This is a genomic window from Roseovarius tolerans, assembly GCF_028885395.1.
Lineage (GTDB): Bacteria > Pseudomonadota > Alphaproteobacteria > Rhodobacterales > Rhodobacteraceae > Roseovarius > Roseovarius tolerans.
Genome location: NZ_CP118494.1, coordinates 2282005 through 2306043, shown reverse-complemented (window position 1 = coordinate 2306043; position 24039 = coordinate 2282005). Strand labels below are relative to the sequence as shown.

Below are 24039 nucleotides of genomic sequence, written 5' to 3'. Positions count from 1 at the left end.
TTCGGGAAAGGTGAAAGAGCGGGACGGCATGCAGGACTGGCGCGAGGTGCAGGAGGCGATGGCGGGGCAGGGCTATGTCGCGGGTGAGCGGCTGGCCATGGCGCTGCATCTGGCCGAGCGCATGGGGCGTCCGCTGCTGCTGGAGGGTCCGGCGGGCGTGGGCAAGACCGAGGTGGCAAAGGCCTTGGCGGGCATGCGCGCAGCACGGCTCATCCGGTTGCAATGCTACGAGGGGCTGGATGCCGCGCAGGCGATCTATGAATGGAATTACCAGCGGCAATTGCTGGCCATTCGGGCGGCGGATGCGCGCGGCGGCGTCGACGAGGCGGCGCTTTTCTCGGAGACCTACCTGCTCAAGCGGCCCCTGCTGGAGGCGATTTCTCAAGAGCAGGCACCGGTGCTGCTGATCGATGAGATTGACCGCGCCGACGAGGAATTCGAGGCCTATCTGCTGGAGGTGCTGTCGGATTTTCAGATCACCATCCCGGAACTGGGCACGATTTCCGCGCGCGCCCGCCCGGTGGTGATCCTGACGGCCAATGGCACGCGCGATCTGTCGGATGCGCTCAGGCGGCGGTGTCTTTATTCCTATCTCGATTTTCCTGAGCGTGAGACGGAGCTGGCGATCCTACGCGCGCGCATGCCGGGGCTGGAGGCGCGGCTGGCGGCGCAGATCGTCGGCGTCGTGCAGGCGCTGCGGCGCGAAGAGTTGGAGAAGGTACCGGGGGTTGCCGAGATGCTCGACTGGGCGGCGGCGCTGTCGGGGCTGGGGGTGAACGACCTTGCGCAATCGCCCGAGGCGGTGCAGGCGACGCTTGTGTGCCTGCTCAAAACCGCCGCCGATCACGATGCCGCGCCGCCCGAGGTGATGGACCGGCTGATTGGCCGGGTGGCGTGATGCGCGTCACCCGCTTTGCGGCGCGGGCGGGCGGCATGGCCGACCGGATGGCGGATTTCGTGGCGCATCTGCGGGGTAACGGGATGAAGGTGGGCGCGCCCGATACTGCGGCGGCGCTGGAGGCTTTGACGCAGGTGCAGGCAAGCGTGCCTGATGAGGCACGCGCGGCGCTCGCCGCCGTGTTGGCACGCGATGCCGAGGAGTGGCGGCGGTTCGACGATCTGTTCGATGCGTTCTGGTTCAATGCCGGGCGCACCCGGCAGGACCGTGCCGACAACACCCATGTGCGGGTGCAATCGGCGCGCCCAGTCCTGTGGCACAGCCATCTGGAGGAGCAGGGCGGCGCTGTGCCGGATCAGACCGAGGCCGATGTGCCCGACGCGGGTGAGGACGAGGCCGAGGGCCGCGACGGGCGGCTGATGGCGACGCGGACCGACGCATTGGGCCGCCGTGACCTGCGCGAGGTGATGGACGAGAGCACCCTGCGCGAGGCCGAGCGTGTGGCGGCCAGCCTCGCCCGTGCGATCCGGGACCGCACCTCGCGCCGACGCAAGCGCGCGCGGCGCAGTGGCCCGCTCGACCTGCGCCGGGTGCAGCGTGCGAGCCTTGCGAGGGGTGGCGAGCCGATGGAGCTCTATCACCGCCGCCGCCCGCCGCGCCCGATGCGGATCGTGGCACTTTGCGATGTCAGCGGCTCGATGAGCGTGCATGCGCGGGTGTTCCTGGCCTTTTTGCGCGGGTTGGTGGGGCAGGATATGCGCACCGATGCCTATCTCTTTCACACAAGGCTGATGCGGGTGACCGATGCGCTGCGCGACCACGATAGCTTGCGTGCCGTGAGCCGGCTGTCGCTGATGGCCGAGGGGTTTGGCGGCGGCACGGATATCTCGGGCGCGCTGGAGCGGTTTCTGGACGGGTACGGCGCGCGGGCCTTGGGCGGGCGCACCGTGGTGCTGATCCTGTCGGATGGCTATTGCACGAGGTCGCCCGAGGCGCTGGCGGCAGTGCTGGCGCGGCTGAGGCGCAAGGCGCGGCGGATTGTCTGGCTCAATCCTTTGGGTGGCTGGCAGGAGCATGAACCGGTGACGCGGGCGATGGCGGCGGCGCGGCCCCATCTCGATGCGCATCTGCCTGCTGGAAGCCTTGCGGCACTGGCGGAGCTGGAGGCGGAATTCGCGCGAATTTGAGGAGAGGCCGATGGCCGGGTTCGATATCTATGACGAGATCGAGACGCTGCGCCGGGCGGGCGCGCCTTTTTGCGTGGCGACGGTCATTCGCACCGCCGACGCGACCTCGGCCAAGGCCGGGGCCAAGGCGGCGGTCACCGGTGCGGGCAAGATCATCGGCCATCTGGGCGGGGCCTGCGTGCAGCGCGCGGTGTGTGCAGCCTCAACCGAGGCGTTGAGTGCGGGCGCGCCGCGTCTGATTTCGGTGCGCCCCTCGGAAAACGTGGTTGATTTGGGCTGCGAGGCCGAGATGCAGCTTTACAAGAGCGGCTGCCCCTCGGGCGGCACGGTGGATCTGCTGATCGAGCCGTGGCGCGCTGCCCCTTGCCTGATGATCTATGGCGCGACCCCGATCGCGCGGGCGCTGTCGGAACATGCCGCCCTGATGGGGTTTCGGGTGATGATGGAGGTGGGGGCCGAGGCCGGGCAGGCCGAGGTTGCGCGGCTGGAAGAGGGGGAGATGCCTGCGTTGGAGCCGCGCGATGTCGTGGTCGTCGCATCGCAGGGCAAAGGGGATATGGCGGCGCTGAGCGCGGCGCTCTCCACGCAGGCGGGATGGGTGGCGATGGTCGCGAGCCGCCGCAAGGCCGATGTATTACGAGACAAGCTGACGGTGCAGGGCGTCGATGCGGCGCGGCTCGCGGTGCTCAAATCGCCTGCGGGGCTGAATATCGGGGCGGTCGATCCGCACGAGATCGCGCTGTCGATCCTGGCCGAGATCGTGGCGTGGAAGAACGCACATGCGGTTCATCCGGCGGGGCGGCAATCCGGCTGAGCGATGCATCGCCTAGCTGGTATCGAGCACCGTCTCGACGGCGCGGGCGGCCTGATCCACTGCCATCTGCAGATCGGTGATGAAGGCGCTTGCGGCGAGGGATTGCGTGGCGAACCCCGGTGTCAGGATCGACACGCTGTTCGAGATGCGGGGGCGGAACCGGCGGATCGCAAGGGCGTGATCGGTCGGTGCCTGCAGGAGATGACTATAGGCGGTGATCAGGTCGCAAACCATGGTGCAGGCCCCTGCCGCCACGAATTGCAGGCCCGGCAGGAAGGTGCGTAATTCGAGCCGCTTGTTAAAGCGACACCCGGCCGCGCGGAACGCGGCTTCGGTCTGGAGCGCGGTGTTGTGCGCGTCAAAAAGCACCGCCATGGGCCGCCCGTCAAGATCGGCGGGTGTGATCACAGGGGCGCGTGCGAGCGGATCGTCGGCGCGCAGCACACAGACGCATTCGAGGTCGTAATCCACCTGCGCGATGGAGGCCCGGGGAGCCGGTGTCTCGGCAAAGCCGACATCGTATTGCTGCGAGGCGATCAGGTCCTCGATCACGTCCGAGGAGCGCATGATCAGTGACAGCTCGAGATCGTCGCGGTCCTGAAGGAAGCGCGTCAGCAGGCGCGGCAGGAACACGCTGGAGGCGGCCGGGTGGCTGGCGATCTTGAGCTTGCCCGATTGCAGGGTGCTGATCCGGCTGAGGGTGCGCTCGGTGCGCTCGACCCGCCCGAGGATATCCTCGCATTCCTCCAGAAAGAAATGCGCCTCGGGGGTGGGGGTCAGCTTGCCCTGCATGCGCATGAAGAGGGCGAAACCCAGCTGGTCCTCGAGCGTGCGGATCATGGTCGAGACTGCGGGCTGCGTTCGTCCGACGCTGCGCGCCGCCTGGCTGATCGAGCCGGAGCGCATGACCTCGCGGAAGGTGGTGAGTTGGCGCAGGGAGAGATGCATGTTGCTCCATAACCTGAATTGATGGACTCAAAGATATAATCAAATTGAATTTATATTGCCTGTCCAGTGTAATCGTTTGAAAGCCGGTGCGAAGAGACACGGGCAAGGGGGATGCCATGGACACATTCGCGAAATACCTGCTCACGGCGCTGATCTGCGTGGTGGCGCTTGGCCAGTTCGTGCAGGTGATCACGCGCTATGTCCTGCAGGTGCCGGTGATGGGGCTGGAAGAGACGATGCTCTATCCCACGCTGTGGCTCTATATCCTCGGTTCGGTCAACGCCTCGCGCGAGAACACCCATATCCGTGCGAATGTGCTGGAAATCTTCGTCAAAACCGAGCGCGGGCATACCATCCTTGCCATCGTCGGCGAGGTGATCAGCCTGATTGTTGGGTTGTGGCTGCTCAGCTGGGCCTGGGATTACACGCAATATGCCTGGCGTGTCTGGCGCGAGAGCCCGACGCTTTATATCCCGACTTTCTACTCCGATATCGCGCTCTTGGTGGGGCTGGGGCTGATGATGGCCTACACCGCCGGACATCTCGTGACGCATATCCGCCGTCTGTCCCAGGGAGCACCGTCATGATCGAGATCGCCCTTCTGGCCATTGCCCTGCTGGTGATCACGCTGACGCTCGGAGTGCCTTTGCCCTACTGTTTCGGGGCCGCGCTGATGGTGATGTATTTCCTCGGCGATGTGACGATGAAGGGCATGATGCTCTGGGGGTTCCAGCAAATGGGCAATCCGGTGCTGCTGGCCATTCCGTTATTCGTGCTGGCCGGAACGATCATGTCGGAAAGCGGGATCGCGGCCTCTCTGTTGCGCTTTGTCAACGCGTTCATCGGCCATGTGCGGGGCGGTTTGGGCGTGGTCGCCGCCGTGTCCTGTGCGGTGATCGGGGCGATTTCAGGCTCCGGCCTGACGGGGATTGCCGCCATCGGCCCTCTGCTGATCCCCGAGATGGAAAAGCGCGGCTATCCGCGCGAATACGCGACCGCGCTGATCGCCAATTCCTCGATCCTCGGGCTACTCATTCCGCCCTCGGTCACGATGATCGTCTATGGCTGGGTGACGGATACCTCGATCCTCGCCTGTTTTCTTGCCACGCTTGGCCCCGGTCTGCTGATCATGGTGGCGTTCTCGATCATCAACCTGGTGATGAGCCGCAAGTTCGACCTCGTGCTCGATGACAAACCGTCGTTCTCGGAGTTGTCGGGGGAGGTGGCGCGGCGCGGGTTTCACGCGTTTCCGGCGCTGCTGATGCCGGTGATCATCCTCGGCGGCATCTATGGCGGGATCATGACGCCCACCGAGGCTGCTGCTGTCGCGGTGATCTATGCGGTCCCCGTGGGCTTTCTGATCTACAAGGGGCTGAGATTGTCGAACTTCCTGTCGGCAGGGCGCGAGGCCGCGACCGCCGTGGGCGCGATCATGATGATGATCCTGTTCTCAATGATCCTATCCCAGATGTTCGTCTATGAGAGCATCCCGCAGCAGCTTGTGCAGGGCATCTTCTCGATCACCGAGAACAAGGTGCTGCTGCTGATCATGATCAACATCCTGCTTTTTCTCGTGGGCATGGTGGTCAATGACGTGACCGCGATCATCCTGATCGCCCCGCTGCTGCTGCCCTTGATGAACGCCATCGGGGTGAGCCCGGTGCAGTTCGCCGCGATCATGGGGGTCAACACCGCCATGGGTGGGGTGACCCCGCCTTATGCCTCGATCCTCTATCTCGGGGCGCGGATCGGCAAGGTGAAGGTCACCAAGGTGATCCCGCCCGCGATGAAGCTCATTCTTTTCGGCTATGTGCCGGTGGTGTTTCTCACCTCGCTCTGGCCGGACCTGTCGCTCTTCTTGCCACGTTTCTTTGGATATGACGTGGCCCCTTGAAGCAAACCCTGAACCAGAAACCAACACGGAGGATTACCCCAATGAAACATACCATGCTGGCCACCGCTGCCGCCGCACTCATGGCGCTCACGCCCATGGCCGAGGCGCAGGATCTCAAGATGAGCCATGTCCGCCCGCAGGGCGCGACCATTGACGTCGAACTCAACGCGTTTGCCGATGCTGTCAGCGAGGCGACCGGCGGCGATGTGAGTGTCAACATTTTCGCGGCCTCGGCGCTTGGCGATTACACCACGGTGCAGGAGCGCGTGAGCGTAGGGGCGGTCGATATGGCGACGCAGCCCGCCGCGACCGCCGCAGACCGGCGAATGCAGATCAGCTCTTTCCCCTATCTCGCGGGCAACTGGGCGCAGGCCCGTGCGGTCTATGGCCCCGGTGGCGTGGTGCGCGAGGTGATGGCCGGGCTTTATGCCGAGCAGGACATCACCATGCTTGCCGCCTATCCGGTTTATTTCGGGGGCATCTCGCTTAACGTGGCCGCGCCCGAGAGCGTTGGGACGCCCGAGGCAAAAGGCATCAAGGTGCGGGTGCCGGGCATCAAGAGCTTTCAGCTCACCGGCGAGGCGCTTGGCTACATCCCGTCGCCGATCCCGTTCTCCGAGGCGTTCACCGCCGTGCAGACCGGCGTGGTCGATGGTGTGATCGGGTCGGGGGCCGAGGGCTATTATGCCTCGTTCCGCGACGTGACCAAGACCTACATTCCGGCCAACACCCATTTCGAGGTCTGGTACATGATCATCTCGAACGAGAGCCTTGCAGGGCTGTCCGACGAGGATCAGGCGGCGCTGAAGGAACAGGCGGCGTCGTTCGAGGCGACCCGTTGGGAGGTGGCCGAAGCTGATCAGGCGCGCAACGAGCAGCGGCTGGTCGATGATCTGGGCGCGACCGTCGTTGAATTGAGCGATGATCAGCTTGCCGCCATGGCTGCCAAGGCGCGCGCCGATGTCTGGCCCGCCGTGCTGGAGGATGTGGGCACCGACTGGGGTCAGGCGATCCTCGACAAGGTGGCAGCAAGCAACTGAGCCAAAAGACGACAGGGCGGTTCGCGCCGCCCTGTCACCCCAAGCCGGGAAAGAACCCATGAGCAGCGATTATGTCATCATCGGCGGCGGCGTCGTCGGCCTCTCCGTGGCCTGGGGCCTGCTCAGGCGCGGGCTGCGGGTGACGGTACTGGATGGCGACGATGGATCGTTCCGCGCCAGCCGGGGGAATTTCGGGCTGGTCTGGGTGCAATCCAAGGGCATGAACCAGCCCCGCTATGCGCAATGGTCACAGACATCCGCCGCCGCTTGGGGCGATTTCGCCGCCGAGTTGGGCGAGGCCACCGGTCAGAATCTGGGGCTGGAGCAGAAAGGCGGCTATGATTTTCACTTCTCCGAGGAGAGCCTGCAGGCGACGGTGGAAAAGTACGAGGCGCTCAAGGACAAGCTGGACGGTGACTACCCGTTCGAGGTTCTCGGCCACAACGCCCTACGCAAGGAAGAGCCGCATATCGGCGCATCCGTCGTAGGCGCGATCCTGCATCATCAGGATGGCCATGCCAACCCGCTGCGCCTGTTGCAGGCGCTTGCCGCCGATGTGCGGCGGATGGGGGGCCGCGTGCTGACCGGCAAGACGGTGACAGATCTGGCCAAACCCGACGGTTTTCGCGTGACTTGCACCGATGGGACGGTGGTCGAGGCGGGCAAGCTGGTGCTCTCGGCGGGGCTGGGGGCGGCGCAACTGGGGCCGAAGCTGGGCTTCAAGGCCCCCGTGCGGCCACAGCGCGGGCAGGTGCTGATTACCGAGAAACTGCCCAAGATCATCAACCGGCCCTCGCTGATTGCGCGGCAGGTGGATGAGGGCGGTATTCAGATCGGGGCCACCAACGAGGAGGTGGGGCTTGATGATGGCGTGACGCAGCCGGGGCTTTCCGGTCTCGCCGCCGAGGCGATTGCGGCCTATCCGGTTCTGGGGCGCGCGCAGCTGGTCCGGTCATGGGGGGCCTTGCGTGTGCTCTCGCCCGATGGTCTGCCGATCTACGAGGAAAGCGCCGAGATGCCCGGTGCCTATCTCGTAACATGCCACAGCGGTATCACGCTGGCCGCAGCGCATGCGCGTTTCCTGCCCGACTGGCTTGAGGGAACGGACGATGCGCCTGATCTGGAGGTGTTCGGTGAAGCCCGCTTTTCTTGAACTCGACCCCGAGGCGGTGCGGGTGCCGGTGCGTTTTGCCGGTGAGACGCTGATGCTGCCCGAAGGGGCCAATCTGGCCGCTGCCTTGCTGGCCGCCGGGATGACGGTGCTGCGGCACACGCCGGTCTCGGGCGCGCCGCGTGCGCCCTACTGCATGATGGGGGCCTGTTTCGATTGCTTCATTGAGGTTGAAGGCACCCTGCGCCAGGCCTGCATGATGGAGGTGGTTGAGGGGCTGGAGATCGCCCGCCCGCATGAGGGGGACGCGCATGACACGCTATGATCTGGCCGTGATCGGCGCGGGGCCTGCAGGCATGGCGGCAGCAGCCACTGCGGCGGAGTCGGGGCTGTCGGTCTGCGTGCTGGACGAGCAGCCGCGCGCGGGCGGGCAGATTTACCGCGATGTGGAACGCGCGGCGGGGCGGCGCAGCGGTATTCTGGGTAAAGACTATACCCAGGGTGCGCCGCTGGTGGCGGGGCTGCGTGCGGGCGGCATCACCCATCTGGCGGGGGCGGTGGTCTGGGCCATCGAGGAGGGGTTCCGGATCTCCTACACCCAGGGCGGGGCGGCGGCGCAGATCGGGGCGGGCCGCGTGCTGCTTGCGACCGGCGCGCTGGAACGGCCCATGCCGTTGCAGGGCTGGACCTTGCCGCGGGTGATGACCGCAGGCGCGGGGCAGATCCTGCTCAAGCAATCGGGGGTACTGGCGCGGCGCGCGGTGTTGGTGGGCTCGGGCCCGCTCCTTTACCTCATCGCCGCGCAGATGGTGCGGGCGGGCACGCCGCCGCTGGCGCTGATCGAAACGCAGACGCGCGGCGACTTGATCCGTGCGGCGCGGCATCTGGGCGGTGCGCTGCGCGGCTGGCGCTATCTGCTCAAGGGGCTGGGCCTGATGGCCGAGATCATTCGCGCGCGTGTGCCACGTTATACAGGCGCGCAGGCTATCAAGATCGAGGGCGAGGCGCAGGCCGAAGCGGTCACGTTCACCTGTCGGGGCCGCGCGCATCGCATCGAGTGCGACACGGTGTTCCTGCATCATGGGGTGGTGCCCAACACGCAAGCGGCGCGGTCGCTTAATGTGGCGCATGCCTGGGACGCGGCGCAGCAGTGTTTCGCGCCCACGCTTGATGAGTGGGGGCAGTGCGATGTGGACGGGGTATTGATTGCGGGTGACGGGGGCGGCATCGGCGGGGCCAAGGTGGCCGAGATCGCGGGGCAGTTATCCGCGCTGCATGTGGCCGGGGAGTTGGGTCATATCGACCACGCCACCCGTGACCGGCGCGCGGCACCACTGTTGCGCGCAAGACGACAAGAGATGGCGGCGCGGCCCTTTCTCGACGCGGCTTATCCCCCGGCAGCGCAGGCATTGGCCCCCGAGGACGCCACCGTCATCTGCCGCTGCGAAGAGGTAACGGCGGGGGCGATCCGGGGGTACGCGCGCCTTGGCTGTCTGGGGCCGAACCAGACCAAAGCCTTTGGCCGCCCAGGAATGGGGCCGTGCCAGGGGCGCTATTGCGGATTGACCGTCACCGCCCTGTTGGCCGAGGCGAACGGGCAAACGCCCGACGAGACGGGATATTACCGTATCCGTCCGCCGCTGAAACCGGTGACGCTGGCGGAATTGGCGGCGATGGACGCGGGCGCGCCGGGACAGACGGAGAAGGCGGCGGAGTGAGCGCGCGCGCCTAGTCCACCACCGCCACGAGATGCCAGCGCAGCGCGTCGTTGGGCACGGGATCAAAGTGCGTCACCCGGTTCGACAGCACCACAAGCTGGGTGACGTGAAATGGGATCATCGTGCCCGAGGTCTTGGCGAGATAGTCCTGTGCCTTGATGTAGAGCGCGCGGCGCTTGGCGAAATTCAACTCGGCGCGGGCGGCTTCCAGCAAGTGGTCGAATTCGGGATTTGAATAGTGGCTCTCGTTCCACTTGGCGCTGGAATGGAACGCCTCATTGAGGGCCTGATCGGCGGGGCGTTCGCCCCAGCTTGTGGTGAAGGCGGGCTTTTTCATCCAGACCGTGGACCAGTAGCCATCGGCGGCGGCGTTGACCACGTTGACGCGAATGCCAGCCTCGGCGGCCTGCTCCTGATAGGCGACGCCGATCACCGGCCAGCTGGGATCGAGCGATGAGACGTAGATATCCACGTCGATCCCATCGGGATGGCCCGCCTCAGCCAGCAGCGCGCGGGCGCGTTCGGGATCGGGCGGGCAGCGCATCTCGGCGCGGTATTGGTCATTGGGCGCGACTGGCGTATCGCACGATACCACCCCGCCGCCGTCAAGCGCCAGATCGAGCATCTCGTCGCGATCCACCACGAGGCGCAGGGCGCGGCGCACGCGTGGATCGTCGAACGGGGCCATATCGGTGCGAAAGGCGAGGCCCATCCAGTTGCCGGTGGGAATTTCCAGCAACTGGTAGCGCAAGGACTTGTCGAGCGCCCGGCGCAGGACAGGCGCGATGCCACGCTCCATGTCCAACTGCCCGCTGAGAAACGCCTGAAGCCGCGCTTGCGCGTCGGGCACGCCGATGACCTCGATCCGAGCCAGCGCGGGCGGGCCTTCCCAATAGCCCTCATAGGCGGTCAGCACGGTGATGCCGTCGGGGTCGAATTTCTCAACCTTGAAAGGCCCGGTGCCGATGCCGGTCTGATCCACCGTCTCGCCCGAACCCTCGGGGATGATCCGCAGGCGCGGATCCATCAGTTGCAGGGGCAGGTCGGCGAAGGTGGAGCCGAGCCGCATGCGCACGGTCAGTGGGCCCGTGGCCTCGATATGCTCGATCATCTTGACGGCGGCGCGGGCGGGGCTGCCGTAGTCGGGGTCGATCACGCGCTTTATCGAGTAGACCACGTCGCCTGCATCGAGCGCGCTGCCATCGTGAAAACGCACCCCGTCGCGGATGTGAAAGGTCCAGACGGTGCCGTCGTCGTTGGGTTCCCAAGCGGTCGCGAGATCGGGTTCGGGCTTGCCGCTGCGCCCCGGGCGGACGAGGCGGCTCTGGATTTTCTCGATGATCTGGAGCACGCGGCCCTTGGAGGCTGGATCGAGGCTCGATTGCGCGCCGAAACCGACATTATGGGCATGCCGGAAGGTGCCGGTGGGCGCGGCATGTGTCAGGCTCGCGCAGAGTGCGACGAGGGTGGCAAGGATCAGGCTGCGCATCGGGTGGGCGTCTCCGTGTCGTCGCGGCCATTCTTGGCAGGTGCGCGTGCAAATGCAAACCTTTCGCCAGAGTTGGACGATCACGTTTCCCGCGGTGGCGCGCCGCCGAGACGCGTCGTCAGTTCATCTGCCGCGCGGCATACGGTGCGGCCGACGGCCTCGATCTTGTTGTCGGGCAGGCGGGTGGCCACGCCGGAGATCGAGATCGCGCAGACGGCCTCGCCCTGCGCCGACCAGACCACGGCGGCGACGCAGCGCAGCCCGGCCACATGTTCCTGATCGTCGAGCGCATAGCCGGTTGCGCGAATTCGCGCGATATCGGCCATCGCCGTGTCGAGGCTGCGATGCGAGCGGCCGGTCAGGGGGCGAAACCCGGTGCGCGCGACGAAGGCGGCGATATCGGCATCGCTCCAGGTGGCGAGGATCGCCTTGCCCATGCCCGAGCAGAACGCCGGGACCCGCCCGCCGGGGGCGGAAATGGCGCGCATGATCTCGCGGCTGCCGGCCTGGCTCAGGGTGATCAGCTCGTCGCGGTCGAGCAGCCCGAGATTTGCGGTCTCGCGGGTGGCATCGCGCAGCCGCCGCAGAAGGGGCAGCGCGGGGGCCACGAAATTATGCCGCCGCCCGAATGCCGCACCGACGCTGAACGCCTCGCGGCCCACATGCCAAAGGGCGCGGTCCGGCTCAAACTGCACGAAATCTGAGATTTCGAGCGTGGTCAGCAGCCGGTGCGTGGTCGAGAGCGCCAACCCCGCCGCGCGCGCGATGTCGCTCACCCGCATGCCCTCGTCATGCTGGCTAAGCAGCCGCAACAGGCCAAGCGCCCGCTGCACCGATTGCACGCCGTCGGGTTTCGGATCGGCCATTGCGGTATACCTTTCCATACAATGGAAAACATTTTCCCGCTTGTTACAATTTTCAACCCCTTGCGCTAGCCCTCCGCCCAATCAAATGGAGACCCGATATGACCACCCAATACGTAGACCGCCACGGGCTGTCTGTGGCCGAACCGCTTGCAGCCCTCATCGAGAATGACGTCCTGACTGGGGTTTCGCCGGATCAGTTCTGGTCCGGCTATGCGGCGCTGTTGCGCGATCTGGCCCCGCTGAACGCGGATCTGCTGGCACGGCGCACCGAGTTGCAAGGCAGGATCGACGACTGGCACATCGCGCGCCGGGGCCAGCCGTTCGACGGCGAGGCGTATCGCGCTTTTCTGGCCGAGATCGGGTATTTGGAGCCGGAGCCTGGCCCGTTTGCGATGACCACCCAGAATGTCGATCCCGAGATCGCCAGCATTGCCGGGCCGCAGCTTGTGGTGCCGGTGATGAACGCGCGCTTCGCGCTGAATGCCGCCAATGCGCGGTGGGGGTCGCTCTATGATGCGCTCTACGGCACGGACGCGATCGAGGGTCAGCCGCAAGGTGCGGGCTATGACGCCGCGCGCGGGGCGCAGGTGATCGCCTGGGCGCGCGCCCATCTAGACGATGTGACACCGCTGGCGCAGGCAAGCTGGGCCGATGTGCGCGCACTTGCGGTGCGGTATGGCGGGCTTTGCGTGACCGTAGGCGAGACCGAGACCACCCTTGCAGATGCAGAGCAATTCGCGGGGTATACCGAGGGCGGCAACATCTTCCTGCGGGCGCATGGTCTGCTGATCGAGGTGGTGATCGACCGCGCCTCGGCCATTGGCAAGGACGACCCGGCGGGGATTGCCGATATCCGGCTGGAAAGCGCGCTGACCGCGATTCAGGATTGCGAGGATTCGGTCGCCGCCGTGGATGCCGAGGATAAGTGCGTGGTCTATGCCAACTGGCTGGGCCTGATGCGGGGTGATCTGGAAGAGACGGTCGAGAAAGAGGGCAAGCAGATCATCCGCCGCCTGAACCCGGATGTCAGCTATCTCGACCCGCAGGGACATGCCGTGACGCATCCCGGGCGCGCTCTGATGCTGGTGCGCAATGTGGGGCATCTGATGACCACCGATGCGGTGTTGATGGACGGGGCGGAGACACCCGAGGGCATGCTTGATGCCGCCGTGACCGTCGCCGCCGCGATGCATGATCTGAAGAAAGACGGGCCGCGCAATTCACGCGCCGGATCGGTCTATGTGGTCAAGCCCAAGATGCATGGCCCTGAGGAAGTGGCGTTCGCCGATACGCTCTATGGCCGGGTCGAGGATATGCTTGGTCTGCCGCGCAACACCGTCAAGCTGGGCGTGATGGATGAGGAGCGCCGCACGTCGGCGAACCTGCTGGCCTGCATCAAGGCGGTCAAGGATCGCTGTGTATTCATCAACACCGGTTTCCTGGACCGCACCGGCGACGAGATCCACACCTCGATGCAGGCCGGGCCAGTGGTGCCCAAGGGCGAGATGCAGAAGGAGGCATGGCTGGCCGCCTATGAGGCAGGCAATGTCGATGCCGGGTTGACGGCCGGCATGTCCGGCAAGGGCCAGATCGGCAAGGGGATGTGGGCCAAGCCCGACGCGATGGCTGAGATGCTGAACGTCAAGATCGGCCACCCCAAGGCCGGCGCCAACACCGCATGGGTGCCATCGCCAACGGCGGCGACGCTGCACGCCACGCATTACCACCGCGTCGATGTGGCGGCGGTGCAGGACGAGATGAAGACCCGTGAAACGGCGTCGCGCGACGCACTGCTGACGCCGCCTCTGATGATCGGGCGCAACCTCTCGGGAGAGGACGTACAGCGCGAATTGGACAATTCCTGCCAGTCGATCCTGGGCTATGTGGTCCGGTGGGTCGATCAGGGCGTGGGCTGTTCCAAGGTGCCCGATATCAATGATGTGGCGCTGATGGAGGATCGCGCGACGCTGCGCATTTCCTCGCAATACCTTGCCAACTGGCTGCTGCACGGCATATGCACAGCCGAGGAGGTTGAGGCATCGCTGCGCCGGATGGCCCCCAAGGTGGATGCGCAGAACGCCCATGATCCGGCTTACCGGCCCATGGCCCCCGGTTTCGACGGGGTGGCATTCAAGGCGGCGCATGACCTCATATTCAAGGGTACGGAGCAGCCCTCGGGCTACACCGAGCCGCTGTTGCATGCCGCGCGTTGCCGCGCCAAGGCGGCCTGAGGAGGGTCCAAACGATGATGACAGTGAAACGGCTCGATCTGGCCGATGCGGGTGTCCTTCTGGACGGCGCCCGCGCCAAGGCTGCCGGGATCGGTGTGCCGATGTGCATCGCCATCACCGACGAAGGCGGCAACCTCGTGGCCTTTGAGCGGATGGATGGCGGCAAGGTGACCTCGATCACCATCGCCATCGACAAGGCGTTCACCGCAGCGGGCGCCAAGAAGGCCACGCATGAATATGGCGAGGTCAGCCAGCCCGGCAAGCCGGTCTATGGCATCGCCTCGGCGATCGGCGGACGGCTGATGGTGGTGGGTGGAGGCTTGCCGGTCGTGGTTGACGGCGACGTGGTGGGGGGCATCGGCGTCAGTTCCGGCACCCCCGCGCAGGACCGCGAGGTCGCGCAGGCGGGGATTGACGTGTTCCTTGCGGCGCAGGGCTAAGCGATCCGAATGGGCTGACGATCCGGCGGGCGCAGGGCTCGCCAGTATATGCATTGGTCGGGGTCTGCTGCATCCGGCGGTTGCTCCCGACCATATCTTCAAGGCGTAACTCCTTGAAGGCATTGATGAAGGCGTCGCTACTGCATCTCATTCCGCGTCCAGCACCTTGCGGGCTGCGCGGAAGCATTCCAGCGCCTGCGGCACGCCGCAATAGATGCCGATGACGTGGATGATGGCGCGCAGTTCCTCCTGGGTCACGCCATTGCGCCGCGCGCCGCGGCAGTGGGTTTCCCATTCCTGCATCTTGCCGAGAGCGCCGATCATCGCGAGGTTCATCATGCTGCGGGTCTTGGCGTCGATCACCTCGTCGCCCCAGCCGAAGCCCCAGCACCATGCAGTCATTGCCTGCTGAAAAGGGCGGGTGAAGTCATCCGCTGCGGCGAGGTTTTGCTCCACATACTCGGCCCCGAGCGTGGCCTTGCGCTGCTCCAGTCCCTTGAGGAACAGGTCTTCGTCGAACAGGCTCATCTGTGTCTCCTTGGCTGTCGTCCACCGCCAAAAAGGGCGGGGTCTGACGACGGTGATAGGCGAGATGCGGCGATGGCCAAAGCGATTCCTGTAAGCGAGGCTTGCCGGTCGCGGAACGCCCTTTCGGAGCGTCGGTAAATGGTCGGTATTGCGTCGGTATTCTGTCGGTGCCGCTGACGGGCGAGGGTCTGACCCGTCAGGTGACTGCCAGATGAGCGTGGCGGCACGTCGCTTGTGCCGGACCTGCGGATTTGCGCCGCTGCTCTATACGGTGCCTGAGGCGATAGGTGGCCTGCTTCCGCGCCAGTCTGATACAGGGACGACCCTCGCGCGGGAACGGGCGCCCTGGACACGCCGTTGGTTGGAGGCTCCGTTCAGGCCACCGCATGCGCCAGGGCGCACTGTTTCCAGAGCACCGTCAGCGCCGTCACGAGGTGGTCGATATCGGCCTCCGAATGCAGCGGGCCGGGGGTGAAGCGCAGCCGCTCGGTGCCCTTGGGCACGGTGGGGTAGTTGATCGGCTGCACGTAGATGCCCCAGTCGCGCATCAGGATATCGGCGAGCATCCGGCATTTGACCGGGTCCTTGATCATCACCGGAATGATATGGCTCTCGTTGTCGAGATGCGGGATGCCGCGCGCGTCGAGCTTGGCGCGCAGGTTGGCCACTTGCGCGCGCTGTGCCTGCCGCTCGGTATCCGATTGCTTGAGATGCGCGATGCTTGCCGTCGCGGCGGCGGCCACGGCGGGGGGCAGGGCGGTGGTGAAGATGAAGCCCGAGGCAAACGAGCGGATGAAATCGCACAGGCTGGCCGAGCCGGTGACGTAGCCGCCCATGCAGCCATAGGCCTTGCCCAATGTGCCCTCGATCAGGGTGATCCTGTGGGCGAGGCCGCGTTCCTCGGAGACGCCACCACCGCGCGGCCCATAGAGGCCCACGGCATGCACCTCGTCGAGATAGGTCAGCGCGCCGTGTTTCTCGGCGACTTCGACGATTTCCTCCATCGGGCAGATGTCGCCATCCATCGAATAGACGCTCTCAAAGGCGACGATCTTGGGTGCGTTGGCGGGCAGGCGGGCCAGCTTGCGGTCGAGATCCTCGGGGTCGTTATGTTTCCAGATCACCTTTTGCGCGCGGCTGTGGCGGATGCCTTCGATCATGCTGGCATGGTTCAATTCATCCGACAGGATCACCGCATCGGGCAACCGGCTGCCGAGGGTCGAGAGGGCGGCCCAGTTCGACACGTAGCCGGAGGTGAAGAGCAGCGCGTCCTCCTTGCCATGCAGGTCGGCCAGTTCGCGCTCGAGCAGCAGGTGGTGGTGATTGGTGCCCGAGATGTTGCGGGTGCCGCCAGCACCTGTCCCGCATTGGTCGATGGTGTCCTTCATCGCCTGCCGCACGACCGGGTGCTGGCCCATCCCGAGATAGTCGTTGGAGCACCAGACTGTCACCTCGTCGGGGGCGTCGGCATCATGGCTCTTGGCCTTGGGAAACTCGCCGCAGCGCCGCTCCAGCTCGGCGAAAACGCGGTAATTTCCCTCTTCGCGCAGGGTGTCCAGTTGCGCGTCGAACATGGCGTCAAAATCCATGATGTCCCTCCGGTCTTGTCTTTTTTGTTGCGTGTTTGGGCGCTGGTAGCATCCAGCGCCAGAGTTTTGCGTCAGGCACCGGTAGCACCATCAGCCAGTGTTCGAGAAGCGCCAGCGCGGTGATCGCCGACAAGAGCGCAAAGCCCACCACTTCGCCGGGCTGGCCCGCGGAATAGAGCCGCTCCAGCCAGCAGGCCACGGCGAGGCTGAGCGCGGTGACCGAGCCGGGGAAGAACCAGCCCACGGGCGCGATGCGGAAATGGCTGCCCAGATGCGAGAGCGCGCGCGGGATGAATTCGGTGTTGATGCGCGGCACGCCGAAATAAAGGTTCAGCTTGGCGGTGACGCGGGCGAAGTAGAGCACGGTGAAGGTCCAGAGGCCGACGGAATTGGCGGCCTCATGGCCGAAGACCCAGACAAGGATCAGCACGCCGGTGAGCAGCATCTCGTGATAGGCGACGGTGCCCCAGGCGCGCAGGAACCGCTCCCATTCCGGCAGATGCGCGGGGCAGGGGCGGCGGTTCGGCCCGGTGATCGCGCCGGTCAGAAAGCTGAGCTCGATCCAGCCCCAGATCGCCAGTGCCGAGAGGAACGCGCCATAGGCGGCCCCCACGCCAGTCAGGCCCAGAGTCGCCTCGTATCCCCAGATGCCTGCGCCCAGCACCGGCAGCGCCAGAAGCACCGCGCGGCGGCCCGCCGCATCGCCGCGCCGCTCGCAGAGCCGCACGACAATCAGGATCGCCCCGGTGGCGAACCACCAGAGAAAAAGCGCCATCAGGGCTGCGATCCAGGGGCTATGCACGTCTATTCCTTCATCTTGCCGGAAATACTCCGGGGGGTGTGGGGGGCTGGCCCCCCACGTGTTTAGTACGCCGGTTCAAGCCGGGTGCTGGCGGGCACCGTGTGTTTCTTGGCCGGGATGGTGTAGAGCCCGACAAAGGCCGCCGCCGCGCGTGTCTGCGCGCCGACGCTGCGCAACCATGCGCCGACGCCTTTTTCCGCCTTGGCGCGGGCCAGATCGGCATTGGCCTTTTGCAGCCGCACCAGACCTGCCTGCCAGCGCGGGTTGTCGATATCGAGCGTGATCGGGAAGATCTGCTTGGTCAGCTCAGAGGTCTTGGTGAAGACCTCGTTGGCGTACCAGTCGGGTTCGACGCCGAGCGCCTCGTGGAATTTGGGCCGCTGGTGGTCGCGCACATACATCGTGGCGTAAACGGCGGTCAGGAAGAACTTGATCCAGAGCACGTTCTTGCCGGAGGTCAGCTTGGGGTCGGTCTTCATCAGGAGGGCAAAGGCCTCGCCGTGGCTGAACTCGTCATTGCACCACTCGTGGAACCACTTGAAAATCGGGTGAAAGCGGTGTTCGGGGTGCTGTTCGAGGTGGCGGAAGATCGTGATGTAGCGGGCATAGCCGATCTTTTCGCTGAGATAGGTGGCGTAGTAGATGAACTTGGGCCGGAAATAGGTGTATTTCTTCTTCTGCGTCAGAAAGCCCAGGTTGACCGCCACGCCCGCCTCGCGCAGGGCGTCGTTGATGAAGCCGGCATGGCGGGCCTCGTCGCGCGCCATCAGTTGAAAGAGCTGCGTGATGTCCTTGTTGTTGCCGCGCCGCTTCATTTCCTTGTAGAGGACGCAGCCCGAGAACTCGGCGGTGCAGGAGGAGATCAGGAAGTCGATGAATTCCTTCTTCAGCCCCGGCTCCATGTTCTCCCAATCGACATGGTCCCAGTCTTCGTTCTTCTTGAAATGGCCCTTGTTGGGGTCGGCCTCCATCTGGTCGATGAGCTTGTCCCAATCTTCGCGAACGGAAGAGACGTCGATCGCGTCAAGCTCGTCGAAATCGGTGGTGTAAAAGCGCGGCGTCAGCAGGGTGTTCTGCATCGCCACCTCGGTCGCGGCCTTGCTGTCGAACTTGGCCTGCTCTTCCTGGATGGCGAGACCTTCTTCGACGGTGGTCGCGTCGGCGGAATGTTTCACGAGGGCGTTCATAGCGTCACCTCCTCGGAGAACGAGAATTCGCAAAGCTCCATCACCTCGAAATCCCCGGTCATCCGGGTCCAGAGACGCTCCAGCCCGCTGGCGCGCACGATGGTGGCGTCGCGATCCTCGATCACGATCTCGCCGAAGGGCGCCATGATCTCGGGGCCGTGCACCTTCACCTCGTCGCCCGGATAGACCGTGGCACCGTTGTTGAAGCGCACATGCGCGTGGAGCGATTCGAACTTGTGACTGATTTCAACCGTACAGGGCGCGTGTTCGATTTCCTTGGTAAGCCATCCCATTATTGGCCTCCTTTCTCAGTTTGCCAGCAGCTTTGCGAAGGCTGCGGCGTTATCCGCGCCGAACCCCATGAGGTCAGCGCGCCAGCCTGTGCTGGGGTCGTGGATCGAGAGGCGGCCGTTTTCGTGCTGCCTCACGGTGACCGGCCCGGTGCGGGCCACGTCGTGTTTGATGCGTTCGCGGTTGATCACCCGTTCGACGCCGGCGATGAAGCCGCCCTCTTCGGGGGAGAGTTTCGCGATGACACTGCCATTGGCGTCGAGCACGGTGGCGCGTCCGCCCATGTCGCCCGAGAGGAACATCTGCCGTTCAAGCACCACCGCGCTTTCGGGCGGGGTGGAGACGAGCGGCGCGTCGGTGAAGCGTGCGTAGCTGACGATGGCCAGCACCGACAGCACCAGCACCAGCATCGCGCGGACCATCATCCGGGGGACAAGGTCGCGGTCCTGCGGGGTCTTGTATCTCGGGGCGCTTGCGTCGCTCATCGTCTGGGCCTCCTTGCTTATTCCGCCGCCATCGCGGGCTGCGATGGGGCGCGTTCGACGCGCGGTGTCGCGATCCGCGTCTCGGCGGTCTCGGCGATCAGTGCTGCGATCTTTTCGGCCTCGGGGATGCAGCGCAGCGCGGGCTGCGTGCGGCGCATCACCCAGGGGCGCACATGTGGCCAGCACACCAGATAGCTGAGGCGCGTGTCGCCCATCAGATCAAAGGTGATCGTGCCGGTGCCGTGCTTGCCGGGTTTGAAATCGGCGCGTCCGATCTGGGTGTAGGGCAGGTTCAGCGTCACCGTGAGCGCCGCCCCGATCCGCATCGCCACGCGGCGATTGGTGATCGTGTAGAGGGTGGCGCGGGCCTGAACGTAGCCCACGACCATCAGGATCGCGCAGACCACGGCCCCCATGATCAGCAGGGGCGCGGAGGCGGCGAAGGCCGCCATCAGCGTCATCTGATCGACCAGCGTGACAAAGCGCCAGGCCGCGAGAAAGACGAAGTAGCCCGCGACCCAATTGAGGCTCAGCGACTCGACGCTGAGCCGCCACCAATCGGGTTTGCCCTGCCACAGGATGTGTTCGCCCTCGGGCGGTCTCTCGGGCAGGCCGGGGACGGGTTCAACGGCAAAGTCGTCATGGCTCATGGTCTTGGTCCTTATCCCAGTTGCGGCTCAAGCCGCGCCTCAGAAGCATAGAGCGTGCCGCCGCCGTAATAGCCCGCGATCTTGTCCTCTTCGAGCAAGGTCACCTGACGCGGCGAGGCATGCACCGGCACGCCCGCGAAATGCTTGCCGAAGATCGAGCGGATCTGTACCCGGTCGGAGCGGATGCGCACGAAGGTCATCGGCACCAGCCGCTTGCCCTCGCCCCAGGGGGCCTGCAATTCGATCTCGAGATAGCGCACCAGCTGCTCGGGTTCGTCGATCCACATGTCGCTGATGGTGCCCACGACCTCGTGATCGCCGCCCTGCACCTCGAGCCCGCGCGGGTCACGGCCTGCGGCCACCACGAAATGCTCGGTCGCCGACATCGGCACGATCTTGGGGTGGCCGTGGCCGTCCAGTTCGGGGATGTCGCGGCGCGGGGCCCAGGAGGCGGGGCCGACGCCATCGGCCATCGGATCGCCGGTCGGCACGAAGGGAAAGCCGTTGCCATGGGCGGTTTTCTCAAGCGCGATATTGGTGCGCTCGGGGTTCTGGCCCGAGGGCACGGTCACCTCGCCGCGGCCATGCGGCAGTTTGAAGGTCTTGTCGCTTGGCACCGGGAACAGCCCCTGATTGGCCGACGGGTTGCCGTCGTCATCCTCGAGCGGGTAGCCCTCGCGCATGTTCTCGCGCTGAATGTAGAAGATCAGCACGGCGAAGAAGCCGTAGAACAGCCAGAGCGAGAGGCTCGCGAGGTCGAAATTTCCAAAGAATGGCTCGGTCATGTCAGACTCCTTTCGAGCGAACATTGGTCATGAGGGGAACTCGGCCAGCCCGATGCGGCCGCCCTCCGATTGCGATATGCTGCCGCGCGGGGTGAGCCGCACGAGCGGCCCCAGCACGACGAGGGTGAGAAAGAGAAGCGCGATTTCCGCGTGATAGACGAGCGAATAACCGGTGGCGTTGGTCGCGAGCGCCTCGCCCCAGGCGCCCGAGAGGGCCACGTGATTGACCACGTCGCGCACACCGCCGCCGATGGCGATCGACAGCCCCGCCGCCGTGGCCTGTGCCGCGCCCCATGCGCCGAGGGCGAGGCCGTGGCCGCTGCCGCCCTCCTTGGCCAGAGACATGGCCGCTGTGAGGGTCGAGACCGCGAAGAGCCCGCCGCCGAAGCCGATGAGCCCGGCCCCGGCGAAGAACAGCACCGGCGATTGCATGGGGGCGGCAAAGATCACCGTGGCAAAGGCCACGATGCCCACCAGCAGACCGGTGCCCGCCATGCGGTAGGTATTCGCGCCCTTGAGCAGCGCGCGCCCGGCAAGGGCGAAGCCCGCGAGCGCGCCTGCGGCCCAGATCGCGGTCAGCAGCGTGGTGGCCGAGACCGAGAGGCCCAGCACCTCGCCGCCGTAAGGCTCCAGCAGCACGTCCTGCATGTTGAAGGCCATGGTGCCGAGGAAGACCACCGCCAGCAGCCGCCCCGCCGTGCCACCCTTCATCAGGTCAGCCCAGGCATCGCGGAATTGCGGGCGCGGGGCCTCGCGTTCGGCGCGGGTCATGGGGCTGAGCTTTTCCTGCTTCCAGAGCGCGATCAGGTTGAGGATGATGCCCACCGAGGCCGCGCCCTGCACCACGCGCACCAGCGTGAAGGGGGCGAAATCGCGCAGGAGCCAGCCGATCACGATGGCCGAGAGCGCCATGCCCAGCAGGAACATCACGTAGAGGAGGGCCACGACGCGGGGGCGGGTTTCATCGGTGGCGCGGTCGGAGGCGAGCGCCAGACCGGCGGTCTGTGTCATGTGCAGGCCGAGGCCGGTCATCAAAAAGGCAATGGCGGCCAGCACCTCGCCCGCCCATGTCGGGCCGACCTGTTGCTGCCCGCTCAGCACCAGAAGGGCGAAGGGCATGACCGCGAGGCCGCCCATCTGCCAAAGCGAGCCGAACCAGAGATAGGGGATGCGCTTCCAACCGAGGGCGGAGCGGTAGGTGTCCGACCGGAACCCCAGAAGCGCGCGGAAGGGGGCAATGAGGACGGGCAGGGCGATCATCACCGCGACGATCACGGCAGGCACCGAAAGCTCCACGATCATCACGCGGTTGAGCGTGCCCAGAAGCAGCACCGTCGCCATGCCGACCGAGACCTGAAAGAGCGACAGACGCAGGAGTTGGCTGAGCGGCAGGCCCTCGCTTGCCGCATCGGCAAACGGCAGCCAGCGGGTGGTGACCGCCATCAACTGCGCGTTTGTGCGTTTCCAGGCCTGCCCGATCATCCCCGCACCTCCATCGCCTGAGAGATGTAGAAGCCGCGCGCGATCCGGTCGAGCGGGGTGAGGCGGGCGCTGCTGCCCGCCGCGCGCAGGCCCTGTGCCAGCCGGGCCGCCGAATGCGGCACCATCACCGGAGAGCGGTCGGCGCGCGGAAAGAGCTTGCCAACCCGCCACATCGCCATCAGCAGCGGGGTGCGCGGAGCGACGGTAAAGATGATCCCGCCGCGTGTGCGTGCGGCCAATTCGGTAAGCGCGCGCGCCAGATCGGGGGCGGTGTAATAGATCAGGCTGTCCATCGCGAGGACATGATCGAAGCGCCCAAGATTTTTGGCCAGCATATCGCCTGAGTGAAAGGAAACATGTCTTTGAAGGCGGGTATCAAGGCGTTTTTGTGCGATTTCGACAAGGGCGGGGGAGATATCCACCGCCACCACATCAGCCCCGCGCGCCGCCAGTTCCGCCGTCATCTGCCCCGCACCGCAGCCCGCATCGAGGATGCGCGCGCCACGCAGATCGTCGGGCAGTCGCGCCAGCATCTGCGCGCGCATGGTATCGCGCCCCTCGCGCACCGTCTGGCGGATCTTTGACACCGGCGCATCGCTGGTCAGCGCCTCCCAGGCCCGGGTGGCGGTGCGGTCGAAATAGGTCTCGACCCGCGCGAGTGTCTGGTCATAGGACATCAATCGAACCCCAGAAGCTCAAAGATATCGCGGTCTTCCATCGGCGAGGGGGCCAGCGGATCGGTGCCGTTCCAGAGGTGCTGTGCAAGGCCGGTGTAGATATCACGGACCATCTGCACCTCGTCGTCGGTGTCCATCTCGAACAGCGTCTTTTTCTTGAGGCGCGAGCGGCGGATGGCGTCGATATCGGGCATATGCGCGATCCGGTTGAAGCCCACGACATCGCAGTAGCGGTCGACCTCGTCGGTGTCCTTGGAGCGGTTCGCCACGCAGCCCGCAAGCCGCACCTTGTAATTGGCCGATTTCGCCTGCACGGCGGCGATAATCCGGTTCATCGCGTAGATGCTGTCGAAATCATTGGCGGTGACGATCAGGGCCCGGTCGGCATGCTGCAAGGGAGCGGCAAAGCCGCCGCAGACCACATCGCCCAGCACGTCGAAGATCACCACATCGGCATCATCCAGCATGTGGTGCTGTTTCAAGAGCTTCACCGTCTGGCCGACAACGTAGCCGCCGCAGCCGGTTCCGGCGGGCGGGCCACCGGCCTCGACGCATTGCACGCCGCCCCAGCCTTCGGTCACGAAATCCTCGGGGCGCAGTTCTTCGGAGTGGAAATCGACATCCTTGAGAATGTCGATCACCGTGGGCTGCAGTTGCCCTGTCAGGGTGAAGGTGCTGTCATGCTTGGGGTCGCAGCCGATCTGCAATACCCGCTTGCCCATGGCGGCAAAGGCCGCCGAGAGGTTTGACGAGGTGGTCGATTTGCCGATCCCGCCCTTGCCATAGACCGAAAACACCTTGGCGCCCTCGATCTTCATCGAGGCATCCTGATGCACCTGCACCGATCCCTCGCCGTCCTGTCCCCGAAGGTTCGGGATATCGTCGCGCGGGCTCATATAGTCCTCCAATCGGCTTGCGCCGTGTTTG

At 65.5% G+C, this 24039-nt stretch carries 25 protein-coding genes; 11 read left to right on the top strand and 14 right to left on the bottom strand.

The genetic code is table 11. The features are described 5' to 3' along the window. Nucleotides 1–28 precede the first annotated feature (28 nt). From PVU19_RS11385 to PVU19_RS11375, 3 genes are read left to right on the top strand one after another with little or no spacing between them, the layout of a single operon-like run. The gene (locus PVU19_RS11385; protein WP_050661211.1) at nt 29–898 is read left to right on the top strand and encodes an AAA family ATPase; all 870 of its coding nucleotides are present in this window, start codon (nt 29–31) and stop codon (nt 896–898) included. Further along, the gene (locus PVU19_RS11380; RefSeq protein WP_050661210.1) at nt 898–2085 is read left to right on the top strand and encodes a vWA domain-containing protein; all 1188 of its coding nucleotides are present in this window, start codon (nt 898–900) and stop codon (nt 2083–2085) included. Before PVU19_RS11385 ends, PVU19_RS11380 begins: the two co-directional genes overlap by 1 nt. 10 nt (nt 2086–2095) lie before the next feature. After that, entirely contained in the window at nt 2096–2899 is an 804-nt protein-coding gene (locus PVU19_RS11375) for an XdhC family protein (protein ID WP_050661209.1), read from the top strand. Between the two features lie 12 nt (nt 2900–2911). Here the strand turns inward: PVU19_RS11375 and PVU19_RS11370 are convergent, their stop codons facing one another. Further along, nucleotides 2912–3847 carry a LysR family transcriptional regulator gene (locus tag PVU19_RS11370; protein WP_050661208.1) on the bottom strand — a complete coding sequence of 312 codons (936 nt, stop codon included), beginning with the start codon at nt 3845–3847 and terminating at the stop codon, nt 2912–2914. Between the two features lie 116 nt (nt 3848–3963). Between PVU19_RS11370 and PVU19_RS11365 the strand changes: the two genes are divergently transcribed. The 6 genes from PVU19_RS11365 to PVU19_RS11340 are packed head-to-tail and all read left to right on the top strand — an operon-like array spanning nt 3964 to nt 9610. Beyond that, complete coding sequence (locus PVU19_RS11365; protein ID WP_050661207.1) at nt 3964–4434, top strand: TRAP transporter small permease; 471 nt, start codon at nt 3964–3966, stop codon at nt 4432–4434. After that, nucleotides 4431–5741: a TRAP transporter large permease gene (locus tag PVU19_RS11360; protein ID WP_050661206.1), complete on the top strand. Its 1311-nt coding sequence runs from the start codon at nt 4431–4433 to the stop codon at nt 5739–5741. The genes PVU19_RS11365 and PVU19_RS11360 overlap by 4 nt, the downstream gene beginning before the upstream one ends. 41 nt (nt 5742–5782) lie before the next feature. Then, entirely contained in the window at nt 5783–6781 is a 999-nt protein-coding gene (gene dctP / locus PVU19_RS11355) for a TRAP transporter substrate-binding protein DctP (protein ID WP_050661205.1), read from the top strand. 58 nt (nt 6782–6839) lie between these two features. Continuing rightward, nucleotides 6840–7934 (top strand): NAD(P)/FAD-dependent oxidoreductase, encoded by a 1095-nt coding sequence (locus PVU19_RS11350; RefSeq protein WP_050661204.1) that lies wholly within the window; start codon nt 6840–6842, stop codon nt 7932–7934. Next, nucleotides 7915–8217, top strand: a complete 303-nt coding sequence (locus tag PVU19_RS11345; protein ID WP_235575655.1) for a 2Fe-2S iron-sulfur cluster-binding protein — start codon at nt 7915–7917, stop codon at nt 8215–8217. Before PVU19_RS11350 ends, PVU19_RS11345 begins: the two co-directional genes overlap by 20 nt. Then, complete coding sequence (locus PVU19_RS11340) at nt 8204–9610, top strand: FAD/NAD(P)-dependent oxidoreductase (protein WP_050661202.1); 1407 nt, start codon at nt 8204–8206, stop codon at nt 9608–9610. The genes PVU19_RS11345 and PVU19_RS11340 overlap by 14 nt, the downstream gene beginning before the upstream one ends. Nucleotides 9611–9620: 10 nt before the next feature. On the opposite strand, the gene PVU19_RS11335 is transcribed toward PVU19_RS11340, so the two are convergent. Together PVU19_RS11335 and PVU19_RS11330 are read right to left on the bottom strand one after the other, a co-directional pair. Next, nucleotides 9621–11099: an ABC transporter substrate-binding protein gene (locus PVU19_RS11335; protein WP_050661201.1), complete on the bottom strand. Its 1479-nt coding sequence runs from the start codon at nt 11097–11099 to the stop codon at nt 9621–9623. Nucleotides 11100–11179: 80 nt separating this feature from the next. Continuing rightward, nucleotides 11180–11965 (bottom strand): IclR family transcriptional regulator, encoded by a 786-nt coding sequence (locus tag PVU19_RS11330; protein ID WP_050661200.1) that lies wholly within the window; start codon nt 11963–11965, stop codon nt 11180–11182. Between the two features lie 98 nt (nt 11966–12063). On the opposite strand from PVU19_RS11330, the gene PVU19_RS11325 reads away from it, so the two are divergent. Both PVU19_RS11325 and PVU19_RS11320 read left to right on the top strand, forming a co-directional pair. After that, nucleotides 12064–14196 (top strand): malate synthase G, encoded by a 2133-nt coding sequence (locus PVU19_RS11325; RefSeq protein ID WP_050661199.1) that lies wholly within the window; start codon nt 12064–12066, stop codon nt 14194–14196. 14 nt (nt 14197–14210) lie between these two features. Further along, the gene (locus tag PVU19_RS11320) at nt 14211–14636 is read left to right on the top strand and encodes a GlcG/HbpS family heme-binding protein (protein ID WP_050661198.1); all 426 of its coding nucleotides are present in this window, start codon (nt 14211–14213) and stop codon (nt 14634–14636) included. 147 nt (nt 14637–14783) lie between these two features. Here the strand turns inward: PVU19_RS11320 and PVU19_RS11315 are convergent, their stop codons facing one another. The 11 genes from PVU19_RS11315 to bchL all read right to left on the bottom strand — a co-directional run bounded on the left by PVU19_RS11315 (nt 14784) and on the right by bchL (nt 24008). Then, on the bottom strand, nt 14784–15164 hold the full coding sequence (locus PVU19_RS11315) for a carboxymuconolactone decarboxylase family protein (protein ID WP_050661197.1): 381 nt from the start codon (nt 15162–15164) through the stop codon (nt 14784–14786). Nucleotides 15165–15538: 374 nt separating this feature from the next. Next, a complete protein-coding gene (gene hemA / locus PVU19_RS11310) occupies nt 15539–16753 on the bottom strand; it encodes a 5-aminolevulinate synthase (protein ID WP_050661196.1) in 1215 nt (404 codons plus the stop codon). Continuing rightward, nucleotides 16743–17555 carry a putative photosynthetic complex assembly protein PuhE gene (gene puhE / locus PVU19_RS11305; protein ID WP_082237311.1) on the bottom strand — a complete coding sequence of 271 codons (813 nt, stop codon included), beginning with the start codon at nt 17553–17555 and terminating at the stop codon, nt 16743–16745. The genes hemA and puhE overlap by 11 nt, the downstream gene beginning before the upstream one ends. 62 nt (nt 17556–17617) lie before the next feature. Continuing rightward, nucleotides 17618–18742 carry a magnesium-protoporphyrin IX monomethyl ester (oxidative) cyclase gene (gene acsF / locus PVU19_RS11300; protein WP_050661195.1) on the bottom strand — a complete coding sequence of 375 codons (1125 nt, stop codon included), beginning with the start codon at nt 18740–18742 and terminating at the stop codon, nt 17618–17620. Beyond that, complete coding sequence (locus tag PVU19_RS11295) at nt 18739–19035, bottom strand: hypothetical protein (protein WP_050661194.1); 297 nt, start codon at nt 19033–19035, stop codon at nt 18739–18741. Before PVU19_RS11295 ends, acsF begins: the two co-directional genes overlap by 4 nt. A gap of 15 nt (nt 19036–19050) precedes the next feature. Then, nucleotides 19051–19518, bottom strand: coding sequence for a photosynthetic complex assembly protein PuhC (puhC, locus tag PVU19_RS11290; protein ID WP_050661193.1), 468 nt, complete (start codon nt 19516–19518; stop codon nt 19051–19053). Between the two features lie 17 nt (nt 19519–19535). After that, nucleotides 19536–20168: a photosynthetic complex putative assembly protein PuhB gene (gene puhB / locus PVU19_RS11285; RefSeq protein WP_050661192.1), complete on the bottom strand. Its 633-nt coding sequence runs from the start codon at nt 20166–20168 to the stop codon at nt 19536–19538. Between the two features lie 11 nt (nt 20169–20179). Next, nucleotides 20180–20953: a photosynthetic reaction center subunit H gene (gene puhA / locus PVU19_RS11280; RefSeq protein ID WP_050661191.1), complete on the bottom strand. Its 774-nt coding sequence runs from the start codon at nt 20951–20953 to the stop codon at nt 20180–20182. Between the two features lie 27 nt (nt 20954–20980). Then, a complete protein-coding gene (locus PVU19_RS11275; RefSeq protein ID WP_050661190.1) occupies nt 20981–22435 on the bottom strand; it encodes a PucC family protein in 1455 nt (484 codons plus the stop codon). Then, nucleotides 22432–23112, bottom strand: coding sequence for a magnesium protoporphyrin IX methyltransferase (gene bchM / locus PVU19_RS11270; RefSeq protein WP_050661189.1), 681 nt, complete (start codon nt 23110–23112; stop codon nt 22432–22434). The genes PVU19_RS11275 and bchM overlap by 4 nt, the downstream gene beginning before the upstream one ends. After that, nucleotides 23112–24008: a ferredoxin:protochlorophyllide reductase (ATP-dependent) iron-sulfur ATP-binding protein gene (gene bchL, locus PVU19_RS11265; protein WP_050661188.1), complete on the bottom strand. Its 897-nt coding sequence runs from the start codon at nt 24006–24008 to the stop codon at nt 23112–23114. Before bchL ends, bchM begins: the two co-directional genes overlap by 1 nt. Nucleotides 24009–24039: the final 31 nt, after the last annotated feature.